General features: G+C 50.7%; 16 protein-coding genes. 6 read left to right on the plus strand and 10 right to left on the minus strand.

Going from position 1 to position 21,636, the window contains the following annotated elements:
* Positions 1-118 precede the first annotated feature (118 nt).
* The 3 genes from AACZ40_RS00210 (at position 119) to AACZ40_RS00220 (ending at position 5,009) form a co-directional block, all read left to right on the plus strand.
* On the plus strand, positions 119-1,597 hold the full coding sequence (locus tag AACZ40_RS00210; protein WP_291175236.1) for a MotA/TolQ/ExbB proton channel family protein: 1,479 nt from the start codon (positions 119-121) through the stop codon (positions 1,595-1,597).
* A gap of 66 nt (positions 1,598-1,663) precedes the next feature.
* Positions 1,664-3,859 (plus strand): hypothetical protein, encoded by a 2,196-nt coding sequence (locus tag AACZ40_RS00215; protein ID WP_291175233.1) that lies wholly within the window; start codon positions 1,664-1,666, stop codon positions 3,857-3,859.
* A 1-nt stretch (position 3,860) separates the two neighbouring features.
* Complete coding sequence (locus AACZ40_RS00220; protein ID WP_291175231.1) at positions 3,861-5,009, plus strand: hypothetical protein; 1,149 nt, start codon at positions 3,861-3,863, stop codon at positions 5,007-5,009.
* 31 nt (positions 5,010-5,040) lie between these two features.
* Here the strand turns inward: AACZ40_RS00220 and trxA are convergent, their stop codons facing one another.
* The 3 genes from trxA to AACZ40_RS00235 are packed head-to-tail and all read right to left on the minus strand — an operon-like array spanning position 5,041 to position 7,360.
* Complete coding sequence (trxA, locus tag AACZ40_RS00225; RefSeq protein ID WP_291175228.1) at positions 5,041-5,904, minus strand: thioredoxin; 864 nt, start codon at positions 5,902-5,904, stop codon at positions 5,041-5,043.
* A 60-nt stretch (positions 5,905-5,964) separates the two neighbouring features.
* Positions 5,965-6,462, minus strand: a complete 498-nt coding sequence (locus tag AACZ40_RS00230) for a 6-pyruvoyl tetrahydropterin synthase family protein (RefSeq protein WP_291175225.1) — start codon at positions 6,460-6,462, stop codon at positions 5,965-5,967.
* Positions 6,455-7,360, minus strand: a complete 906-nt coding sequence (locus AACZ40_RS00235) for a triphosphoribosyl-dephospho-CoA synthase (RefSeq protein WP_291175223.1) — start codon at positions 7,358-7,360, stop codon at positions 6,455-6,457. Before AACZ40_RS00235 ends, AACZ40_RS00230 begins: the two co-directional genes overlap by 8 nt.
* A 164-nt stretch (positions 7,361-7,524) precedes the next feature.
* On the opposite strand from AACZ40_RS00235, the gene AACZ40_RS00240 reads away from it, so the two are divergent.
* On the plus strand, positions 7,525-8,436 hold the full coding sequence (locus AACZ40_RS00240) for a dihydrodipicolinate synthase family protein (RefSeq protein ID WP_291175221.1): 912 nt from the start codon (positions 7,525-7,527) through the stop codon (positions 8,434-8,436).
* An 81-nt stretch (positions 8,437-8,517) separates the two neighbouring features.
* Here AACZ40_RS00240 and fusA read toward each other — a convergent pair whose 3' ends face one another.
* Together fusA and ppdK are read right to left on the minus strand one after the other, a co-directional pair.
* On the minus strand, positions 8,518-10,662 hold the full coding sequence (gene fusA, locus AACZ40_RS00245; protein ID WP_291175217.1) for an elongation factor G: 2,145 nt from the start codon (positions 10,660-10,662) through the stop codon (positions 8,518-8,520).
* Between the two features lie 430 nt (positions 10,663-11,092).
* The gene (ppdK, locus tag AACZ40_RS00250) at positions 11,093-13,825 is read right to left on the minus strand and encodes a pyruvate, phosphate dikinase (RefSeq protein ID WP_291175214.1); all 2,733 of its coding nucleotides are present in this window, start codon (positions 13,823-13,825) and stop codon (positions 11,093-11,095) included.
* A 682-nt stretch (positions 13,826-14,507) separates the two neighbouring features.
* Here ppdK and AACZ40_RS00255 point away from each other — a divergent pair.
* Positions 14,508-14,936 (plus strand): FHA domain-containing protein, encoded by a 429-nt coding sequence (locus tag AACZ40_RS00255; RefSeq protein WP_339672633.1) that lies wholly within the window; start codon positions 14,508-14,510, stop codon positions 14,934-14,936.
* A 13-nt stretch (positions 14,937-14,949) separates the two neighbouring features.
* Here the strand turns inward: AACZ40_RS00255 and lpxI are convergent, their stop codons facing one another.
* Entirely contained in the window at positions 14,950-15,861 is a 912-nt protein-coding gene (gene lpxI, locus AACZ40_RS00260) for a UDP-2,3-diacylglucosamine diphosphatase LpxI (RefSeq protein ID WP_291175208.1), read from the minus strand.
* A 63-nt stretch (positions 15,862-15,924) separates the two neighbouring features.
* Positions 15,925-17,007, minus strand: a complete 1,083-nt coding sequence (gene lpxD / locus AACZ40_RS00265) for a UDP-3-O-(3-hydroxymyristoyl)glucosamine N-acyltransferase (protein ID WP_291175205.1) — start codon at positions 17,005-17,007, stop codon at positions 15,925-15,927.
* 497 nt (positions 17,008-17,504) lie between these two features.
* Between lpxD and aroH the strand changes: the two genes are divergently transcribed.
* Complete coding sequence (aroH, locus tag AACZ40_RS00270; protein ID WP_291175202.1) at positions 17,505-17,876, plus strand: chorismate mutase; 372 nt, start codon at positions 17,505-17,507, stop codon at positions 17,874-17,876.
* A gap of 3 nt (positions 17,877-17,879) precedes the next feature.
* Here aroH and AACZ40_RS00275 read toward each other — a convergent pair whose 3' ends face one another.
* The 3 genes from AACZ40_RS00275 to AACZ40_RS00285 form a co-directional block, all read right to left on the minus strand.
* The gene (locus AACZ40_RS00275; protein WP_291175199.1) at positions 17,880-18,728 is read right to left on the minus strand and encodes a hypothetical protein; all 849 of its coding nucleotides are present in this window, start codon (positions 18,726-18,728) and stop codon (positions 17,880-17,882) included.
* Positions 18,729-18,938: 210 nt separating this feature from the next.
* Positions 18,939-20,513 (minus strand): hypothetical protein, encoded by a 1,575-nt coding sequence (locus tag AACZ40_RS00280; RefSeq protein ID WP_339672642.1) that lies wholly within the window; start codon positions 20,511-20,513, stop codon positions 18,939-18,941.
* Between the two features lie 85 nt (positions 20,514-20,598).
* Positions 20,599-21,342 carry a protein phosphatase 2C domain-containing protein gene (locus AACZ40_RS00285; protein ID WP_291175194.1) on the minus strand — a complete coding sequence of 248 codons (744 nt, stop codon included), beginning with the start codon at positions 21,340-21,342 and terminating at the stop codon, positions 20,599-20,601.
* Positions 21,343-21,636 lie beyond the last annotated feature (294 nt).

The following is a 21,636-nucleotide window of genomic DNA, read 5'->3' on the forward strand; positions in this document are numbered from 1 at the left end:
CCATGATACAAGTGCGTTTAATTTCGATGAAACGGTTTCCCTTCAAGTCTCGGACCTGGGGGTTTGGGAAACCTGAGAGTCAAACCTGAATTCAGGCCAAAAGGATGTGGATAGACAGATGGAACACTTGGAATCCCTGCCGGAAAGTGAAACCGAAGACCATTTCTTGAACTGGTCAAAAGCGATCTTGAAATCTCCTCTCTTCTGGGGAATGGCTGGCACGTTTGGGTTTTATGCCCTGATCCCCTATCTGCCGGTCTATCGATCATTGATTGACCGTTATTTTTGCAGTCATCCACTGGAGTATGCGACGGCGGGCCTGTTTTTCATCGGTATGGCAATTATCGGTGTGAAGGGCATCGGTATGCTCAGCCAGAAGAAATCGATGACGGAAACGAAAATTGACTGGCAGACGATTGGCGAAATTGAAAATCTCAACGAGCGAATCGATGTGTTTTCCGAGCAGGTAGACTCGCTTTCCGGCTGGATCGGCGAGACCTATCTGGGCAAGCGTTTGAAAGACACGGTTTCCTATGTGAAGGGGCGTCGTTCAGTCCACGATCTGGATGAACATCTTAAATACCTGGCCGAGCTGGCTTCTGAGCAGATGCACGCCAGTTACTCACTGATTCGTACCATCACCTGGGCTGTCCCCATCATCGGGTTCCTGGGAACTGTGATCGGGATCACCATCGCGATCGCTAATGTGACTCCCGATCAGTTAGACACCTCTCTTTCGGAAGTCACCGGTGGCCTGGCGGTAGCCTTTGATACCACGGCTCTTGCACTGGGGCTGTCTTTGATCCTTGTGTTCTCCACCTTTGTAGTGGAACGCATGGAGCAGAAGCAGCTGGAACAGATTGAGCTGTTCGGGATTGAGAATATTGCCTCCTGCCTGAGTGTTTCAGAAAGTTCACTGAGTCCGCTGGAATCGGCTGAAGCCGAAGCGGCTCAGGAACTGGTAATGCGTACGGAAGAAATGATTTTACGACAGACGGAACTCTGGCAGCAGAGCCTGGAAGGGTTACGCGGTCGCTGGTCTGAAATGATGGAACGCCAACAGTCGAACTTCGATCATAGCCTGCAGGAAGGAATGTCAAATACCCTGGGAAGTCATTCTTCTCAGCTGGAATCATTGCGAAATGAATTTCTGACTGCCTATCAGGCCACGACGGAACAGATTGAGCTGATGTTAACCCGCTGGCAGGACAAGCAGAAAGAATCGAACAGCAGCTTCTCGACTCATCTGGCCCAGATCTGGAACGAAGTGCATCAGGATGTGATATCCGCCCAGTCGCGACAGACTTCCCAGATTGAGCAGGCGACAAAAGAAATTGCCGGCGAAGTCAGGCAGTGGAATCAACAGCTGAAAGACACCTCGGAAGTTTCAACCCTGCAGATCGAAGCTCTGAATTCACAAAGCGAAAATCTATTGAAAATTGTTGGCCAGGAAGAGCATCTGGTAGGCCTGCAGAAAAGACTGGCCGAAAACCTGGATGCGATTCGTGCTACCGAAACCTTCGAAGAAACCCTGCATAGCCTGAGTGCGGCTGTGCACTTACTAACGGCCCGCTCAAATCGAAATCACGCTGCCTGATAGAAGCCTAGAGGTTGTGATTCTCAACTATTCAATTCTGAACGAAGTTAATTCGCGGTTTTTTCCATGAGCAGACAAGGTAAGGAAGCACGTTCGGTATCGCTATTTCCCTTCCTGGCGGTCCTCATTTGTGCAATGGGTGCTTTGATTTTCCTGCTGGTCGTTACCACCCGCCGGATTCGTCATCAGGCGGTCATGCAGGTGCAGAAGGTCGTCGTGGAAGAGGTTGTCCAAGACGATTATTTTCCTCCCGTGATTTTCTCAGCAGAGGTTGAGGAACCAGCGCCAGCTGCCCCGATTGTCGTCCAGATGGATGAGCCGGAAATCATTCCGGAACCCGAGCCCCAGGTGATCAATCTGGCGCGGGAGCATGAAGAACGCTTAAGAGTACTCCAGTTGCAGAGATCGCGCAAACTGGAAGATCTGAAGTCTCAGAATCTGAATCTGGTTCGCTTGAAGAATGAACTGAATCAGTCGGAAGATCAGTTAAAACAGAGCGAGCAGCAGATTCTGTCTTTGAATCAGAAAGACAAGGAACTCAACGAGAAAATGAATGCCCTGCAGAAGCAGAGAGCGCGAGTTGCCGAAATGCTTCAGGAAGAGTTGCAGAGTCTGCAGGAGAAAAAACAGTCACAGAAAACGGCACGCAGCAAATATTCGATCATTCCCTACGATGGGCAGACCGGGACAGCCAAACGACCGATCCTGATTGAATGTACTGATCAGGGACTGACGTTTCTGCCGGAAGGAATAACCTTAACGCCTGATGACCTGAAAGAGTTTACGCCTGGATATAATCCACTGCTGGCGGGAACCCAGGCATTATTTCAGTACTGGAAATCGCAGGATCGGGGCACTGGAAAAGAGCCTTACGTACTGATTCTGGTCAGACCCAGTGGCAGCGTGGGTTATTATGTTGCCCGTAAACTGTTAAATAATCTGGAGCTGGATTCCGGTTACGAGTTAATTGATGCTGACTGGGAATTTGCGTTACCTGATAAAGATTCCCGTGCAGAAAAAATCTGTCAGGATGCCGTTGATCGTGTCTTGAGCGAGCGAAAACATCTGGTTTCGCAATTAAGCCAGAATCAACAGGGAACAAGTGAGCGAAGCCTGCAGTTCGATGCGCGAACCGGTACCGTGCGGGTCATTGAACCAGAAGAACAGACTGGTCAACAGTCGGGTCGAGGTCGGGAGGGATCCGGAGGATCAGAGCAGCTGGCCCGAGGCAGGACTGGTGCTGGCTCCACCCGGTTCAGCGATGTGTTAACGCCCCGTCAGCAGATGGCACGCGCCGAGCATTTATCAAAAGTAGCAGATCAGGAGCATATCGTCTCACAGGGCAGAAGTGGTGAGACCGGCGGACAGCATCGTAGTCTTTATTCCGGAACGACATCGGGTGGTGGAAAACCTGAGGACGGGGCAGGTGCCTTCGGTAATCTTCCCGGCACTCGTCCGGGAGCAAAGGTTTACAACATCGAAGATTTAAGAGGCCCCCATAGTGAAGGTGAAGGGACAGGTCCGGGCATTAAGCAGGCGAAGGTGATCGGCCGTGATCAATTGAGGGAAATGGCTGAACAACATCTGGTTGAACTCGATGCTACCCAGTCCAGTAAGACTGCCGGGGGAGCAGAGAAGCAGAGCCAATCTGAAACTCTCACCGATTCTGAAATGGCTATGGCTCAGAATCGAGCGATGGAGAACCCATTCTCGAAAGAGAGGAATCAGACCGGGAGCAGTGCAACTCAGCCGCAGTCAATCTCAGATGCAGCGCTTCCTCCGAATCCATTCCCGCGGACACCCGGTCAATCAGCGCGGGGGGCTGGTAATGCCAGCTCGATTTCTCTGCAACGCTCGCACAAGTCGAGATCCCAGTCGGAAATGGATTCTCGGAATCGGCAGTGGGGGCCTCCTCAATCACGGTCCGGAATTGGTTTTGAGCGGGAAATTACAGTTCAAATCGGTGCAGACCGGATTATCGTCGGCGACGAAAAGGTGATCTCCGTTGATCAGGGGATTACACCGGAAAAACTGTCGCAGTCATTGATGGTTGTCATGGATCAATATGTCACTTCCTGGGGGCCGGCTCCCAAAGGTTTTTACTGGGTCCCCTCCCTGCAGTTTACGATCAGCCCGGGGGGCAATCAGTACTACGAACGCCTGAAAACCACTGCACACAAAATGGGACTTGAGACCGAAGCAAAATACACACTGGATCCGCTTCCGGGTTCTTCCTCACTCTCAACTGTGAAGGAGCAATAACATGAGCCGTCGCGCAACAGAGGGAGAAACAGGATTTGGATCAGATTCATTTCTGGACATCGTGGCCAATATCGTCGGGATTCTCATTATCCTGATCGTGATCGCTGGTATCAAAATGAGCCAGGCACCGGTAATGGTTGCGGAGAATCAGGAAGTGGCTCCCACCCAGCCACAAATTATTGACCAGGAACTGGAAGCGTTTCTGCCTAAAATCGTTCCCGAGCCACCGCAATCTCCGGTACTGGCTTTGGAACCGCAGGAACCTAAACCATTCGTGCCACAGAAACCGAAAATAATTTATCAGCAACCCTCGCAGGAACTGCTGGATGAAGTTCAGAAGATGGAGCAGGAACTGGTGCGGCTGGATCAGGTGATGCAGAGCCGCAAGGCAGGGGCTGCTGAAATTTCTTTAAAGAAGCAGGAAGTCAGTGGCAAAGTGTTGTCAATGGTTTCACAGGTCAATCAGAAAAGTGATCAACTGGAGCAGGAGTATCGACAGTTGTTGAGTCTGGTTGATACGACGCAAGAAGCCAGGGAGCAACTGGAGCGGGTGGTAGCACAGTCCCGTCAGGTTTCCGAACCACAGGAACAGATCAAGGAATTAAAACATCGACTCACGCCAGTCAGTCAACTTGTCACCGACAAAGAATGGCACTTTCTGCTTTCAGAGAATCGTGTCTCGTACGTACCCATCAATGAATTGCTCATGGAACTGAAAGACCAGGTGATGAAACGCGGAAGCTGGCTGGCGAAGTACCGGGAACATCACGGGAAGGTAGGGCCATTTCGCGGATATACGATGGATTACATTGTTGAACGTCAGGCACTATCAGCGATTGATCAGTTGAGTAACGGTGGCAGGGGGGGATTCCGTGTCGGCGTCTCCAAGTGGGAAATCAGCCGCAGTGATGATATCGCCGGTGAAGCTCTGGAACAGGCGATGCAGCAGAACTCGGAATTTTTCCAGGCGATCACTGAAATCGGCACCGGATCCACACTCACCTTCTGGGTGTATCCGGACAGCTTTGAGCTGTATCGCAGTCTGCAGAAACACGCCCATTCGCTGGGATACCAGGTTGCCGGACGACCGTTGCCGTTTGGTGTCCCCATTGCCGGTTCACCAGCGGGGACTCGATCTGCCGGCCAGTAATGGTCCCTTTCTGTTACATGGATGTGGCTGCTTAATACAGCAGCGTTGACAGTCTCCGGCGGTAGGTACTCACCAGAGTGGATTGCGGGCCCAGAATGTCAAAAATCCGCAGCATGGTCGCTTTGGCTTCCACTCCGGCTCCTGCTTTATCCTGTTCAATGATCGACAGGCAGATTTCCAGAGCCTCCTCGTGCTTGTTGGAAATCGCCAGTGCATCTGCGAGCCCGATTTTCAACGCGGCATTATCAGGGTCTGCCTCAAGCGCTGCACGAGCTGCATCCACGCCACCCGCTTCTTCTGCAGCAGCCTGCAGCTCCAACTGAGACTTGATCTGCTCTGCTTCCGGTTCCAGAAATCCACGTTTCTCCAGCTCCTGAATCATCTGGGAACTTTCATCAAACCGTGACTGTTTTGCCAGGACGGCCGCCAGGCGTAACTGGATGGTATCGTTCTTCGGTTCCAGCTCTAACGCTGCCTTGTATTTTGCTTCCGCGGAAGCCAGATCGGAGTCTTCCAGAATCTGTCCTTCCTGCAGGAGCATATCTACCTCTGAAGGCAGCAGTTTGGAAATCCATTCCCGCAATGAATCTTCCGGCAGGATCCCCTGGAAGTGATCGACGGGTTGTCCATTTGCAAATGCAACAACCATGGGAATCGATTGTACGCGAAAGGCGGCTGCCAGATTCTGCTGTTCATCGATATTGATTTTGGCGAGGATAAATTTCCCCTGATACTCTTGCACCAGCTGATCGAGCAGGGGCGCCAACTGCTGACAGGGGCCACACCAGGGAGCCCAGAAATCAATGATGATGGGGATTTGTTCTGACTTTGAAATCACTTCGGTCTCAAAGTTCTCTTCGGTGATATCAATAGTCCAGGCTGAATTTGCTGACATGATTTCGTTCCTTGGCTCGTTCACACTGGGATGCATGTGGAGTTGTCGGGGATTTGGGTTTTATGAGACAGGCAGTTTACAGATAGCCCACTGTCCAAAATTTTCTTCGACTTCAATTTGTATCGATTCAATCTGGTTTTCAGTATTCGATCCTATCACAGTCAGCAGCTGCTGGCCAATCCAGTGAGCAATCAGTTCGGCGGTCGTGTTTTCGATCGGGAGTAATATACAGTCTTCACGGGGAAAGACCCAGCGCCGGTCGTCAAAAGTGGCCTCGACTTCCCCGTTCTGTTCGCTGACTTTGATTTGCCGGTGTTGGGTTGGCAGCAGGACCCGGTGATCCAGGGCATCGACTGTTTTCTGCAGCTGGTCGCGGAGTGCGATAAAATCGAACACGTAACCGTTTTCATCCAGGGGGCCGGTCAATTCTGCAGCGACACGCCAGTTGTGGCCGTGCAGCCGTTCACAGATGTTACCGTTAAATGTGATGAAGTGCGCTGCGCTGAAAACAAGATGATCTTTGGTGACACGCACCTTGTAGCGGGCAAATTTATTCATGTTGAAACTTTGAAGTCAGGTACTGGTGAAATTGTGGGGGAATCTTATTGATGATTGTACCCGGGGCAGGGGCAGGAATAAAACCGTCCCGCATTGCGACGAACAGAGTTGCTGCCACCAGATCCGCGGTGGTACCGGGGTTCCGCTGGTTTCCCTGCTCGCGCAACCAGGCATCGAATTCCGCAAGCTGAGCTGTTCCCGTGTCTGTCTGCAGGAGAGAGCGGGCGCGACCGGCTGCTGCTTCCGCCTCATCGCAGCCCAGCTTTCTGGCAATTAAAGTATCGGGAAAGTCAGACATCAGACGCAGTTGTAAACGGATGATGGCGGTTTCCCAGCAGTCTGTCTGATGCCAGTATTCGGTAATCGCGGGGACTCCGGTATTCAGGACGATCTGAAAATCGGTCGCGTATTCGCGGGCGATCGAGTCCCGTTCTGCAGCCAGGCACATGACGTCGCGTAATGTTTGCGTCGGTACCTGCGCGATATCTTCAGTCTCTGTCGTTCCCATGCCTCCGGGGTGTGCCAGTCGGATTGCCTCGTAGACAGCGCGGGCATCTTCGACTGTCAGATTGTGCAGGATGTTGTGGATTCTCTCTGCAATCTGGAATGTGACAGGAATCCGTGTGAGGGGAGCCAGCAGCAAAACCATTCCCAGATTGGAATTACTGGGGACCGTTCTTTGAGTTGCTCTGATGCAGGTTAAAACCAGTTCTCCCGTGGTCTGCTCTGTGGATTGAGCCAGCAGAGGCGCGATGACTGCTGCCGATTTCAGAAAATCAGCATAGCTCAAATCGGGAAAGGAAGCATCGGGATGGACGTTTCCCGGTTTTCTGGCGGTGGCCTCCATGACACATGCGAGATAGCACCAATGTTCGAGTTGAAGATTATTTTGACTCATGAGCCCCGACTCGATTGATGGTCACCAGTTTTCTACGTACAACAGTATGTAAAGAGTCTTAAGTATTCTGTGGAAATTCCGCGTCGTGGTTTCATTCTGCAGGATGAATCCGGAGAAATGAAGTCTCTGGTCCTCCGATCTTCCCAGGTAACAGGAATTGTTTCATGAGTCCTTCCCTTGAACGTCAACAGCTGCAGACTGTGCATATAGTGCCGCTGACTGCATTCGATCAGAACGATCAAATCAATTTGGATCAGCAGGCAACCCATACTCAGAAATTATTTGATGCGGGAATGCGAGTTTATCTGCCGGGAGCAGGTACGAGTGAGTTTCACAGTCTGTCGCCAGAAGAAATTGTTCAACTGGTGAAGATCACACGCGAAGTGACCGGCCCGGAGACACTAATTTTCGCTCCCATCGGGTACCAGGTGAATGTTGCCCGCCAGACGGCGATTGACTGTCTTAAGGCGGGAGCCACCGGGATCATGTTCATGCCGTTTGCGCATCCTTATATGAGCGATCGGGGAGCTGAGGAATATTATCTGACGGTCATGGATGCGGTCGACTGCCCGACTCTATTCTATAAAAAGGCAGAAATTCCCAGTGATGAACTGCTGTTAAAACTGGCCTCTGATTCCCGTTCTGTGGGCGTGAAATACTCTGTGAATCAGATGCATCAGTTCCGTACGACTGTGAATGCGGACTCACACGGGCTGGAATGGATTTGTGGATCGGCAGAACGTTTTGCACCGTATTATATGCTGGCAGGATCGGGTGGATTCACGAGTGGGGCCGGCAATGTCTGTCCGCGGCTCTCGCTGGCGATGCATGCTGCTTTTCATTCCGGAAATTATGCAGAAGGCATGCGGCTTCAGCAGCAGATACTTCCCATTGAAGATTACCGGGCGCGTGCCGGGGACAGTTTCAATATCAGCATGCTGAAATATGCGATTACACTCACAGGAGCCGACTTCGGACCGCCGCGGGCTCCCCAGCGAACGCTGACGGGAGAGCAGGAAGCTGAGATTCGACACCTGATGGAACCAATCCTGGCGGTAGAAGCAGATCTGGCTTGAAGAGGACCTGTGCCACAGATAACCTGGCAGAATAAAAAAAGCCCCGTTTCGTAAAACGGGGCTTTTTCGTTATGTTCAGAATCAGGCTGTTGCCATACGTTCTTCTTTTTCTTTCAGGCGGCGAGCAACGACTTCTTCCTGAATGTTTCGAGGCACCTGGGCATAGCGGGAGAATTCCATGCTGAATCCCCCTTTACCCTGTGTCATCGAACGCAGTTCATTGGCGTAGTCGAACATGCTGGCCAGTGGTACTTCAGCGACGAAAATACTGGTTCCCATACGTGTTTCTGATGTATTGATCACACCGCGTTTTTGTGCAATATGACCGGAAACCGGACCCTGGTATTCTTCAGGAACTTCCACTTCCAGTTTCATGATGGGCTCCAGCAGAGCCATGTTGGATTTCTTCAGGGTTTCACGCATACAGTTGAAACCGGCCACGTTAAAGGCCATTTCTGATGAGTCGACATCATGGTATGAACCATCAGACAATGTGGCTTTGACGCCGACTACTTCGCACTCGCAAAGCGGTCCTTTGACCAGTGCACGCTGGAAGCCTTTGTCGACCGCTGGAATGTATTCACGGGGAATACGTCCCTGGCTGATGTTGTTGACGAATTCATAAGCGTCACCATCGGTTTCCACCGTCATGGGTTCAATCTTACCAACCACATGGGCGTACTGACCGGAACCACCAGTCTGCTTTTTGTGCTTGTGATTGTATTCCACGGGAATCGTTGGTGTCTCACGGTAAGCCACGCGTGGTTCACCAATGATACACTCAACTTTGTATTCACGCTTGATGCGTTCAATGTAGACGTCAAGGTGTAACTGACCCATACCAGCGATGATGGTCTGATTGGTTTCATCGTCTGTCATCACGTGGAAGGTGGGGTCTTCGCGGTTGAAGCGTTGAATGGCTTTGGCCAGACGGTCTGCCCCATCCCGGTCGAGTGGCTCGATCGAAAGACGAATCACAGGCTCAGGCACAAAGATACTTTCCAGAGCAAAATTCACTTCACCACTACAGAACGTATCCCCGGAGGCACATTCCATCCCGACGGCAGCAATAATGTCGCCGGCTTCACCACAGTCGACATCTTCACGACTGTCTGCGTGCATACGGACCAGGCGACCAAATCGCGTGGAATTACCAGTTCGCGTATTGATATAACTTTGACCTTTTTCAAGCTTACCCTGGTAGATACGCATGTAGGTCAATTGTCCGAATGTTTCATCGACAATTTTGAACGCCATGGCAACCAGAGGCTTGTCGGAAGAATGCGACAGTTTCGTACGGAACGAATCACTGCTGGTATCTTCGGCACCTTCTTTGATGGCTTTCTGCTGTGCATCCAGGTCGATCGCAGTGATTTCGCGGTCGAGCGGACTGGGCAGAAAGCGGACGACAGCGTCCAGCAGAGTCTGCACACCTTTATTTTTGAATGCGGTTCCCATCATGACGGGAGTGATTTCGTGAGACAGTGTAGCTTCACGAATGACTTTGTAGATGTCTTCTACAGGTACATCAGCTTCTTCCAGCAGCGCAACCATCAAGTCATCGCTGAACATGGAAAGAGTTTCCAGCATGTTCGCGCGGGCTTCTTCAGCTGCTGCTTTGAACTTTTCTGGAATTTCACCAAAGACTTCGGTTTCGCCCTGCTCACCAGTGTAGGTGATGCCCTGCATGGTCACCAGGTCTACCACACCTTCGAAATGAGCACCTTCGCCCATCGGAATCTGCAGTGGCAGAGGCACGACGTGCAATTTATCGGAAATCTGTTTGATCACGCTGGCAGAGTCCGCACCGGTACGGTCCATCTTGTTGATGAAAGCAATACGGGGGACTTTATAACGTTTCATCTGGCGGTCGACTGTCAGTGACTGGCTCTGAACTCCACCGACTGAGCAGAGTACGAGAATCGCACCGTCGAGTACGCGGAGACTGCGTTCCACTTCCACGGTAAAGTCAACGTGGCCTGGAGTATCGATGATGTTGATCGTGGTATCTTTCCACTTGACCTGAGTCGCAGCGGAGGCGATTGTGATTCCGCGTTCACGTTCCAGATCCATACTATCCATCGTAGCGCCACCATCGCCGCCCCGAACTTCACGTACTTTGTGAATTCGTCCTGAGTAGTACAGAACTCGTTCGGTAAGAGTGGTCTTACCAGAGTCGATGTGAGCCGAAATTCCAATGTTTCGATACTTGTCCAGATTTTTCATGGCTTTAATGCACGTTCACTAAGGATAACATGTTTAATGGATACAAATCGGGCGGCAACATACCGCCCTCGTCAAAGCGCTCAATACTAGTCGGAACTTTTTGAGAAGAAACACTCAAGTTCTACAGGGGCAGGCCCTGCAAAATCGCATCACTCTACTGTTGTGATGGCTGACCCGGCAGGTTTTTTAAACAAGGGATCACTAACATCCGGAACGTTTCGCAAGTAGATAATCTGAGCGTAAGGTGTGAGCGTAGAATCTTATCGTTGTATCGTCTTCGGGGGAAGAGGATTTTTGGTTAAATTCCGAAAACTCCCTGATTAATTGCGCAACCAGTATAGCCAATTTTGCCTGAAAATGAAAGCAGTTAAAAACAGGGAGAGGCAACCGGACGCCTCTCCCTGTAGTTAAAGTCAGACTGTGAAAAGTCTTACGCTTTTTCTTCCAATACGGCCTGAGCTGCAGCCAGACGGGCAATTGGCACCCGGAAAGGAGAGCAGCTGACGTAATCCAGGCCCAGTTGATGGCAGAAGATCACACTAGCAGGATCACCACCATGTTCACCACAAATCCCGATCTTGAGCTCAGATCGAGTGCTGCGACCACGCTCGACACCTGTCTGCATAAGACGTCCGACGCCATCCTGATCGATTGTCTGGAACGGGTCGGAAGGAATAATGTCGTTTTCACGGTAGTGTCCGATGAAGGTACCGTAGTCATCTCGGCTCATACCCAGAGTGGTTTGAGTCAGGTCGTTCGTACCAAAACTGAAGAACTCAGCAGTTTCAGCGATCTGATCTGCACAAATGGCAGCTCGCGGGAGTTCGACCATCGTGCCAACCAGGTAATTGACTTTGACACCTTTCTCTTCGAGCACTTTTTCTGCTTCTTCTCGAATGATGCGAGCCTGGTCATCAAATTCGGTCTTAAAACCGGCCAGGGGAACCATGATTTCAGGGAAGACTTCAATGCCTTCGTTCTGAACGTCGCAGGCGGCTTCCATGATCGCGCGAGCCTGCATGGCTGTGATTTCCGGGTAAACAATACCCAGGCGGCAGCCACGATGACCCAGCATCGGGTTCAATTCATGCAGTTCTTCAACACGACGACGGATGAATTCAATGGAAACACCCAGTTCATTTGCCAGTTCTTCTGCCAGCGTGGGGTTTTCTTCCAGGTGGCGGTCAGAGAGGAACTCGTGCAGTGGTGGGTCTAACAGGCGAATGGTAACCGGCAGACCGTTCATGGCCCGGAAGATGCCGGCAAAGTCTTCGCGCTGGAATGGCAGCAGTTTGTTGACTGCTTTGGTACGTGATGCGACATCGCCAGCGGCAATCATTTCACGGATTTCGGCCAGATGATGGAAGAACATATGCTCGGTACGACACAGACCGATACCCTGGGCACCGAAGGAAATTGCTTCTTCAGCCTGATCTGGCTGGTCAGCGTTGGTGCGAACTTTCAGTTTGCGGATTTCATCGACCCAGGTCATCAACTGCTCATAGCGCTGATAAGTTTCGGAATCTTCCGGTTTCATGGTTTTGGAAATCAGCACTTCGACGATTTCACTTGGTTTGGTTTCAACTTTACCGGCAAAGACTTCTCCGGTGAAACCATCGATACTGATCCAGTCACCCTTTTTCAGGACCTTGTCACCTTTGGTGATGGTTCCGGCAGCAGAATCGATTTTCAACTCGGAAGCACCGACAATACAGGCTTTACCCATCTGGCGGCTGACCAGAGCTGCATGCGAGCTGGCTCCACCCAGGGCAGTCAGGATCCCTTTGGATACCCGCATACCACGCAGGTCTTCCGGACTGGTTTCACGACGAACCAGGACCAGTTGAGCGGAATTGTCTTTGTTGTAGATGGCTTCAGCGTCTTCTGCACTGAAGCAGATATGACCACAGGCAGCACCCGGTCCCGCGTTAATACCCTTGGTGAGCAGGTCGCCTGCTTTGGCTGCTTTTTCTTTTTCAGCAGGGTCAAAAATCGGCTGCAGCAACTGGTTCAGGTCGTCTGCAGGAATCCGCTTTTTGGTAATAGCCTGTTCTTTGCTGACCAGGCCTTCATTGACCATATCGACGGCAATACGAACCGCGGCAAAACCGGTTCGCTTGGCATTACGAGTCTGCAGCATCCAGACTTTACCACGTTGAATGGTGAATTCGATGTCCTGCACGTCTTTGTAGTGCTGTTCCAGCTTGCGACCAATATCGTCGAGCTGTTTGTAGCCTTCGGGCAGATCGGTGCTGAGTGTCGATTCAATCTGTTTGGGTGTCCGGATACCGGCAACCACGTCTTCACCCTGGGCATTGATCAGGTAATCGCCGCAGAAACCGGGTTCGCCGGTAGAGCAGTTCCGGGTCAGGCCGACACCTGTCGCACAGTCGTCGCCGAGGTTTCCGTAAACCATGGCCTGAACGTTACAGGCGGTTCCCCAGTTGTGAGGAATGCCGTAATCGCGGCGGTAAACGGCTGCACGGTCATTGTCCCAACTGCTGAATACCGCTCCGATGGCACCCCAGATCTGCTGTTTGGGATCGGTGGGGAAGTCCTGGCCGGTCCCTTCTTTGATGAGTGCTTTGAACTCGGCAACCAGTTCTTTCAACTGTTCTGCATTCAATTCGGAATCGTACTGGACGCCGGCTTTTTCACGTTTGGCTTCCAGGGCGTGTTCGAAGGGATCTTCGTCAGCGCCTTTCATACCGAGTACCACGTCGCCGTACATCTGGACGAAGCGACGATAGCTGTCCCAGGCAAATGCTTCATTTCCGGACTGTTTGGCAAGTGCTTCCACAGTGGTATCATTCAGGCCGATGTTTAATACGGTGTCCATCATCCCGGGCATCGATTCACGAGCACCGGAACGGCAGGAAACCAGCAGAGGGTTGGTGTCACAGCCGAACTTGGCGCCCATGGCTTCTTCCACTTTGGCCAGCGCTTCTTCAACCTGTGCTTCCACACCTTCCGGGTATTCACCTTTGGTCTTGCTGTAGTGGATGCAGACTTCTGTGTTCAAGGTGAAGCCGGCAGGTACTGGAAGGCCGATATTGATCATTTCTGCCAGGTTAGCACCTTTACCACCGAGGCTGTTGCGCAATGTCGCATCGCCGTCTGCTTTTCCATCACCGAAGAAGTACACATACTTTTGACCTGACATACTTATTTCCTCTTAGTGTTAATTGATTAGGCTTTCGGTCCCTTCACGCAAAGAAACCGGCTGCTAACCAGTACATTTTCATTGTTCAGAAGCGTAATGCTTCTCGTTAAGATGAGGGATTGAATTTCAATCCCCTCTCATGCATGTATCCGGAACTCGCGGCAGTCAGCAACGAATTTGAAGACTGCTGATTGTCTTTCCAGAGAAAGACTTGTCGCTGGCGGTTGATATCCAGTTGATCCGAGTTGGTTTAAACGGTTTGAGGATTTTCTCTGGTCAGTCAATCGCCCAGTGGATGACTGGAACCCTGTACGTTCAACCATCGGTTTGCAGCATATTTACTAGGGACACTACCATTGCTCAGTCTCACCGTCAAGCGACTGGCGACTATCGAGTTAAAGGCCCTTTGAAATCGGCAGATTGCTACGAAATCCGCCGCCAGAATCTATCGGAAATTTCGCCTTTCCGGGGATCTGAGTAATTTAGCATGGAAAATTGTGTGACCTGTGATACCATGACAGACAGGTCTCGATATTTCATTTGTACATGCATTTCACGTAAGATCACAGTTAGCATTGTCTAAGTAGTGCTTTGTCAAGCTGGAAATTGAGGGTTGCGGGTGTTATTTACGTTCTCCGTTATCGCCCTCTCGTGATTTCTATCAACCTTTCGGGCCACAGCGATGATAGCGAGATTGATTCCGACAAATGGAGGTCAACCAATCCTGATTAAAAAGGATGTGACCGTAGTCGGTCGGAAGTCTGATTTATGTGATATCCAGATTGATAAAAACAGTATCTCCAAGATTCATTGCGTGATTATCAAAACGGATGGTCTGCTGTTTGTTCGAGATCTATGCAGCACAAATGGAACCCGGGTGAATGGACAGAAAATCATCCGGGGGGCATTGCTACCGGGAGACGAGCTGTCGTTAGCCTCCACGAAATTTGAGGTGGAGCTTTCGGGTGAGCCCAAAGCGGATGATCCGGAAGTCGGGTTGCATCAGCGGACAGAAATGCTGACTGCGTTCAACCTGGAGGTGCCGCGGAAAAAGGAAGCACTTGATTCCGACAGTGAAAATGGAAACGAAATCAAGCTGATCTCCGAATGATCACCCTGTTGCTTCAGCTGGCCAGTTGCAGTGTCAGCTCTTCCTCATTGAGAGAAACAATTGCGATGCCCAGTTTGTCAGCCAGGTCGGCAACTTCTTTCTGATCAATCATGATTGTCTGATTACTTTCAATCGCCAGTACCCGCCCGCCGGCTTCATGCATGGTCTGCAGTGTTTTGATCCCGACGGTGGGCACATCGAACCGCCGGTCCTGTTGTGGTTTTGCCACTTTAACGACGGTGAATCCACCCCGTTTGCACAACTGGCCTGCACGTTGGATTGCCCGGTCGGTGCCTTCAATGGCTTCGACAGCGATCACTGCTTTATCGTTAATTACAATACTTTGTCCGATATCGAGCTGCCCCATCTGTTTGGCAATATCCCAACCCATTTTGATGTCTTCCCACTGGGAATGACTGGGACGTCGTTTCGTCAGAAATCCGTGTTTCACGAGTAACTCCGGGCAATAATCTAATGCGGATTCGAAGAATAAGTTGTCACGTTCAAATTCTTTGATCACGGCGAGCAGCAGTGTGTCATCTTTGCGATCATTTCGGGCATAGCGATACCACATATGCAGGGTGCGTAAATCCGGTAATAATTTAAATATGCGAAACGGGCTGAATAAGACCGTCTTTTCAATCTTGCCTGCCATCACAATGCGATTGACGTCTTCCCGCTGGAACAGTTTGATTGCTCTTCCGATGCGTGCCAGGGGAATCCAGTGAAATGTATCACAGACGTCTGATAATTCTTCGCTGGCCATACCAAAGATTCCCAGGCAGCAGACAGAATGTCCCTGCTGACGTGCCTGTTCTGCGAACACAATGGGGAATCGGCCTGCTCCCGCCAGAAGCCCGATCTGCTGTTGAGACCCGATCTGCCGTTGAGAATTGTCAGAAATGATTGTTTGTAATTCTTTCATCAGCATTTCAAAGTTTCATTATGAAACCAGTTTTCAGGGTGAACGCCGCGGTCTGCTGGCGAATTACTGTTTCGTTTCGATTTGATTTAAATCCGCGATTTGCTGGCTCATTAGTTTGACCTGGTTTTCCAGTTCACGAAGCTGTTTGCGCATTTCCGGAACTTTGCGAATCGACATTACAATTTTGCGTTGTTCTTTTTCGGGAGCAGCAGGCGTACCGATATGGACTTCTCCCGCGGGGATGTCACGATGCACGCCGGCCCGCGCTCCCAGAGTGGCTTTGTCTCCAATATGCACATGATCGGCCACGCCAACCTGGCCGGCGCAACGTACATAGTCACCCGTCGTGATCGAACCTGCGAAGCCGACCTGTGAGGCAAAAGCGTTATGTTTTCCGATTTCGCAGTTGTGGGCAATCATCACCTGGTTATCGATTTTGGAGCCTTCACCAATGACAGTCGGGCCGATCATGCCGCGGTCAATTGTTGTGCCTGCTCCGATCTCCACATCATCTTCGATTCGCACACTACCCAGGTGGGGAATTTTGAGAAACCGACCCTGTTCGAAACGATAGCCGAATCCATCACAGCCTAATACCACAGAGGCATGAATGAGAACGCGATTGCCCAGCTTTACGTCAGGATAGAATACGGCATTGGCGTGAATGGTAACATCATCGCCAATGACACAATCCTCACCGATATAGGCTCCCGGATAGATCCGACAATTATTACCGATCCGTACACCCGGGCGAATGGTCACATGGGGATAGATTTGACAGTTCTCACCCAGTTCGACACCTTCACTGATGATCGCCTGGGGGGAGATTCCGATCTCGGGCAACTTACGTGATGGACGCAGCTTTTGAATGATTTTGATAAAAGCAGCCTGCGCATCTTCAACGGTAATCGAAGTGAAGGGGGCTTCTTCAAATGCTTTAGCAAATGATTCTTCCAGGCGTTTTTCCAGGAGCACAGCGCCGGCATTACTTGATTTCAGCCGCTTGAGGTTCAGCTCATCGCCCACAAACGTGATATCGTGAGGGCCTGCTTTCAGAACAGACTCTGCACCATGTATTTCTAGTCGCTGGTTGCCTTTTACCAGGCAATTCAGCTCTTGAGCGATCCACTCGACTGTCGTCGACATCAAGGAGTCCTTTCCGGAAGATGCACGTTTCGTTGATCGATTGTCAGGCGATGTACAGAGGGATTGAGACAGCCATCATGGCCTATCCTGCTAAGCAGTTCCCCTGATCTTTCCGATTTTTAACTGATTTCACGAATTGAACGCAAGAGCATTTTTTAAAATGGGGGATTTTCCCGATTTCGCAAGCGTTTCTTTTAGTCTCAATTGGTTCCGTGGTTGTTTATCGTGACGATCGTCAATGCTGATTCGAGTGTGTTCAGATTTACTGTTGTGGTTCCAGTCGCATTTGGATCGTGTATAATAGCTTGAGAGACGTCAGGCTTAAATGCGACGCGCTCTGGAATTCGGGAATGTCACTGGTAGCGAACAGCCGATGAATTAGTTAGGATGTGATTCTGACTTTGTAGAATCGTTTAACGGAGGAGTCGGCAGGCGTTGCAAGTTATGGCAGTCACTCCAGTTAAGTAATCAAAAATTAAAGATACATGGTATTAACGATGTCGGTACGTGGAATTCGTGGTGCAACAACGGTGACACAGGATGCTGCTGCAGAAGTCCTGTCTGCAACACGCGAGCTGCTGGAGCAGCTGCTCAAGTCAAACCGGATCGAAAACTACGAAGATATCGTCTCTGTATTTTTTACAACGACTCCTGATTTAACTTCTGCGTTTCCGGCTGAAGCCGCCCGGGAACTGGGGATGAGATCGGTTCCGTTGATCTGTGCATCTGAGATCGCTGTCAAAGGAGCGATGCCACGCTGCATCCGGGTCATGATTCACGTCAATACGGAACAGAAACAGTCAGAAGTCGTGCACGTGTATCTGAATGAAGCTCAAAAGCTGCGACCTGATGTTGCAGCCGCGCAGTAATTCCTACTGTATCTTGACCGGGGCTGTTTTGGGATCAGGGGCATCTGTGCCAATAATTGCATTGGTTGAAGTCCATTCCAGCAACTGATCAGCATCCTCTCCTTTCAGCGTGAAGGGGATGCCACGTTCTTCCAGCGTATCTGTCAGTTCATCCAGCGGGTTTTTCAAAAACTGGGGTGGTAAAACTTCTTTAAGCTGATCCCAGTGGTTCTTGACCAGATTGATGTTTTCTGGTGGTACCTGAATGAGGTGTTCCGCGCGATTCACGCGGGCAATCCACATTGCCTCGTGCAGGGTTCGATGCCGTTCTTCCAGGGAGAGTGAGGAAAACGGGCGTTTATCCAGTTGCAACTGATGGATTGCCTTGTTTCCTTTCGTAATAAGCTCGTCGAGTTTCTGGTCTGGGCGTAACTGATGGCGACTGGCTGCCAGGCCGATGGCCAGCGTAAAGCTGATGAACTGTTCTTTAGACATTTCCCTGCGCTGGAGCGCTTTTTTGAGCAGTCGATTACGAATCCCAAATTGATCGCTGATGCGCTGTACGTCCCAGAGCTGAGAGATATTGTTCTGCTCACTGTTGACCAGGTCTTCAATCGGGAGTGAGCGAATATGGCTCCAGGCCGGCGCTGGCGCATACACGGTGGGAAAAGAGGGAATCTTATCGGCGGGCATCAGCTTGATGACTTTGAGGTACCGTTTCAGTTCGGCTTCGGTCACTTTTTCATTGATCTGCTTGAGCTCAGTGTACTCCAGGGAATGCTCAGAACAACCGGAATGGTTTACAGAAATCACAACAAGCAGACAGCAGATGATTCTGCAGAGCCCGGTTGTGTTGTGTCTCAAAAAAGCCATGTCAGCCAACCTGATTTCGATTAATTTAAAAGCCCGGATTTGTACTCAGAATTACCGCAGGAACTCCCCAAACATTTGGTATGAATAAAAATAAAAGGGGAGACGCCCTTAGAGAGAATATCGACGCAGCCAAAATGTGGTGCTTAGTGCAGCGCGGAGATTTCCGAATAACCCGGTTAGAGGAGTTGTGCGGCGGGAATGGCTCGATGCCTATGCGGGCGGAAAATGAAAACCGGTAATACGACTTACGGTTGCGACACACACGACTGCTTGAGCAGTTAATGCGACAATCCAGACCGCCTGCATTTTCAGAAAGGAATCGGCCTGATTCATCTCGCGAGCCTGGTTTTCATGAATGGCCTGCCAGTAAGGGATGGTCATCAGCAGGAACCAGGGAAGAAAGATCAACCAGAGTCGCGCTGCTTCTCCCATGTTCTTTCCGGAAAACCATAACAGTACCAGTACCAGGCAACAGGAAAAGATCAATTGTTTGAGGGCAGGGGGAGATTCCTGGTCCGCAGTGAACAGTCTCCGACTGCAGATTGAACGAACAATGATCCAGGAAACAGGCAGACCGACTGCCAGGCTGATTTCAAGCGGGTTGAGCAACAGCCACTTCCAGTAGGTCCTTGCATACTCATCGTAGAAGCCGGCATGGTTTTGAAAATTAAGATACCATACACGCGGCAGATTCAGGTCGAACCCGGTGAAAAGAATCAGAATCGGTAGACAGAAACCTGCCAGACCGCTGAAAGAGATTAAGGCAAATGCTTTCCAGTTCGGGGGGATAGCGGTCGAACCCGTCAAACGAGGCAGACGTTGCAGGACTGAAAAACAGACTGCACATACTCCGACCGGCAGAAAAGCCAGGGTCAGAAACAGTCCTGCCCAGATCAGCACTCCCGCCAGAAATGCGTAAAGCAGATTATTTCGTCGGCAGGCAGTCACCCACAGATACAGAAACAGAAGTGCGATTACCGGGTAGAGCGCATCGGATTTCGGCTGGAAGATCAGAGCAGCTGGTACCAGAGGCCAGAACACAACGACCTGCCAGCTGATTGCACGCGAAGAAAATTCCCGCGCCAGTAAATACAGGGGGACCACTGTCAGTGCAGACAATGTCAGAGTTATCAGAGTTGCCAGCCACAAGACGGCTCGGTCTCGCGGTGTCAGCGGATTCGCTGAATTCGAAGTCATGCCGGCGATCACATCCGCAGCTTCCTGAAACGAGTCAGATTGGGTCTCCAGTAGAAAGGATTGCAGTCCGGGATAATTGTCACAGAGTCGAATCAGTGCCAGGTAAAACAGGGGCAGTCCGGGCGGATGAGTGCCTTCATGCAGCACATCCCCCTGTTCCATTTTTGTTTCATAATCACTGAGGAATTGGGAAGTATCCGAGATTTCAGACTGTGCCTGTGTGAAATAGCCTGAAGAACCTTTGTAATACAGCACAAATGCCGCTTTCGACAGTCCGTATTCCTCTGCAGGGCTGTCTTGCAGATGCAGAGACCAGAATACCCCGGCAAGTGTGAGACCTGTCAGCCAGACAGCCGGTTCATACCTGCGACAGTAAGGCAGTCTCGAAAGTCCTGTCAGCGCCAGCAACAGATAGACGGCGAAAAGTATTCCGGAAATGATCCAGCCGGCAATGGTTTCCGCTGCGGTAAACGGGATTCGATCCCAGTTCCACTCACTTTCCACGCCCAGTGGGAACTGAGTAAACCAGAGCAGGGCAACTGTGATCAGGCTGGTCAGCAGGAAAGGTAAAAGAGTTCGAAATCGCATTGTTCAGCCAGAATGAAAGCTGTGAGGTGGCAGTTTACAAAGCAACAGAGATAGAGAAGTGCCATGCTTACTGTTGAGGCAAGGGCTACTCATCTATAAAAATGACGATGCAGGTAATATTGTCTTTTGAACCACCTTCCTGCGCCGCTTTTACAATCTCTTCTGCTGCCTGTTGCGGGTCGTCAAACTGTCCCAGCAGCTCTTGAAGTTTTTCATCTGAGATTCCATCGGTGACACCATCCGAGCAGAGTATCATTCGATCCCGGGGTGTGGGGTCGAGATGGCGTGCCTGGGTACCGGCGCTGCCGTCTTTTGTGCCGAGGTAGCGATAGAGCACATTTTTGTAGCGGTGAGTTAAGGCTTCTTCAGCAGTGATTGTACCTGCATCGACCAGTGCCTGTGTCAGCGAATGATCGGTCGTCAACTGGTGCAGTGCGTCGTTTCGCAGCAGGTAAACCCGGCTGTCTCCCACGCCTCCGATAAAGAATTTCTCACCCACCTGAATGGCAAAGACGATTGTCGTACCCATGCTGCGGCAGTTGGGATCCAATTCGCCCAGAGCCATAATTTCAAGATTTGCATGCGCGACAGCCTGGTCGATTGACTGAGTTACTTTTTCAGCCGGGTCAGTATTAAAATCGATCAGCTCATTCAATTTCTCGGGAATGAGTTCGATAGCCAGCTGGCTGGCTTTTTCTCCGGCGCATTGTCCTCCCATACCGTCGGCGACCAGAAAATATCTGTTGAGTTCATCAACAAAGAGATTGTCCTCATTATTTTCTCGGAAATTTCCGGTAATGCTGACTGTGCCGTAGCGAATTCCAACCATTAAAAAGCCTGTATGCGCGTCGATGATAATTCAGAATGAGGCCGTAGTCTCACGCCTCCAATGCTAGACAAATGTGAAATTCCTTTTGAGGTATCATAGCATCTTTTGTCCGGGAAGGAAATTTTAATAATGTTGTATCTGCTGGATTTTTAGTCTCTTATGAGAATATTCAGGGACAAACTGTCTGGACCAGATCCCGAACTCCCAGTGTTGTGGAGCAGATAAACAGTTCCCCTGCTTCAAAACCGGCACTGGTTCCCAGGAGGCGGTTCTGGCTCTCAACCAGCCGATACA

This window comes from uncultured Gimesia sp., assembly GCF_963972345.1.
Lineage (GTDB): Bacteria > Planctomycetota > Planctomycetia > Planctomycetales > Planctomycetaceae > Gimesia.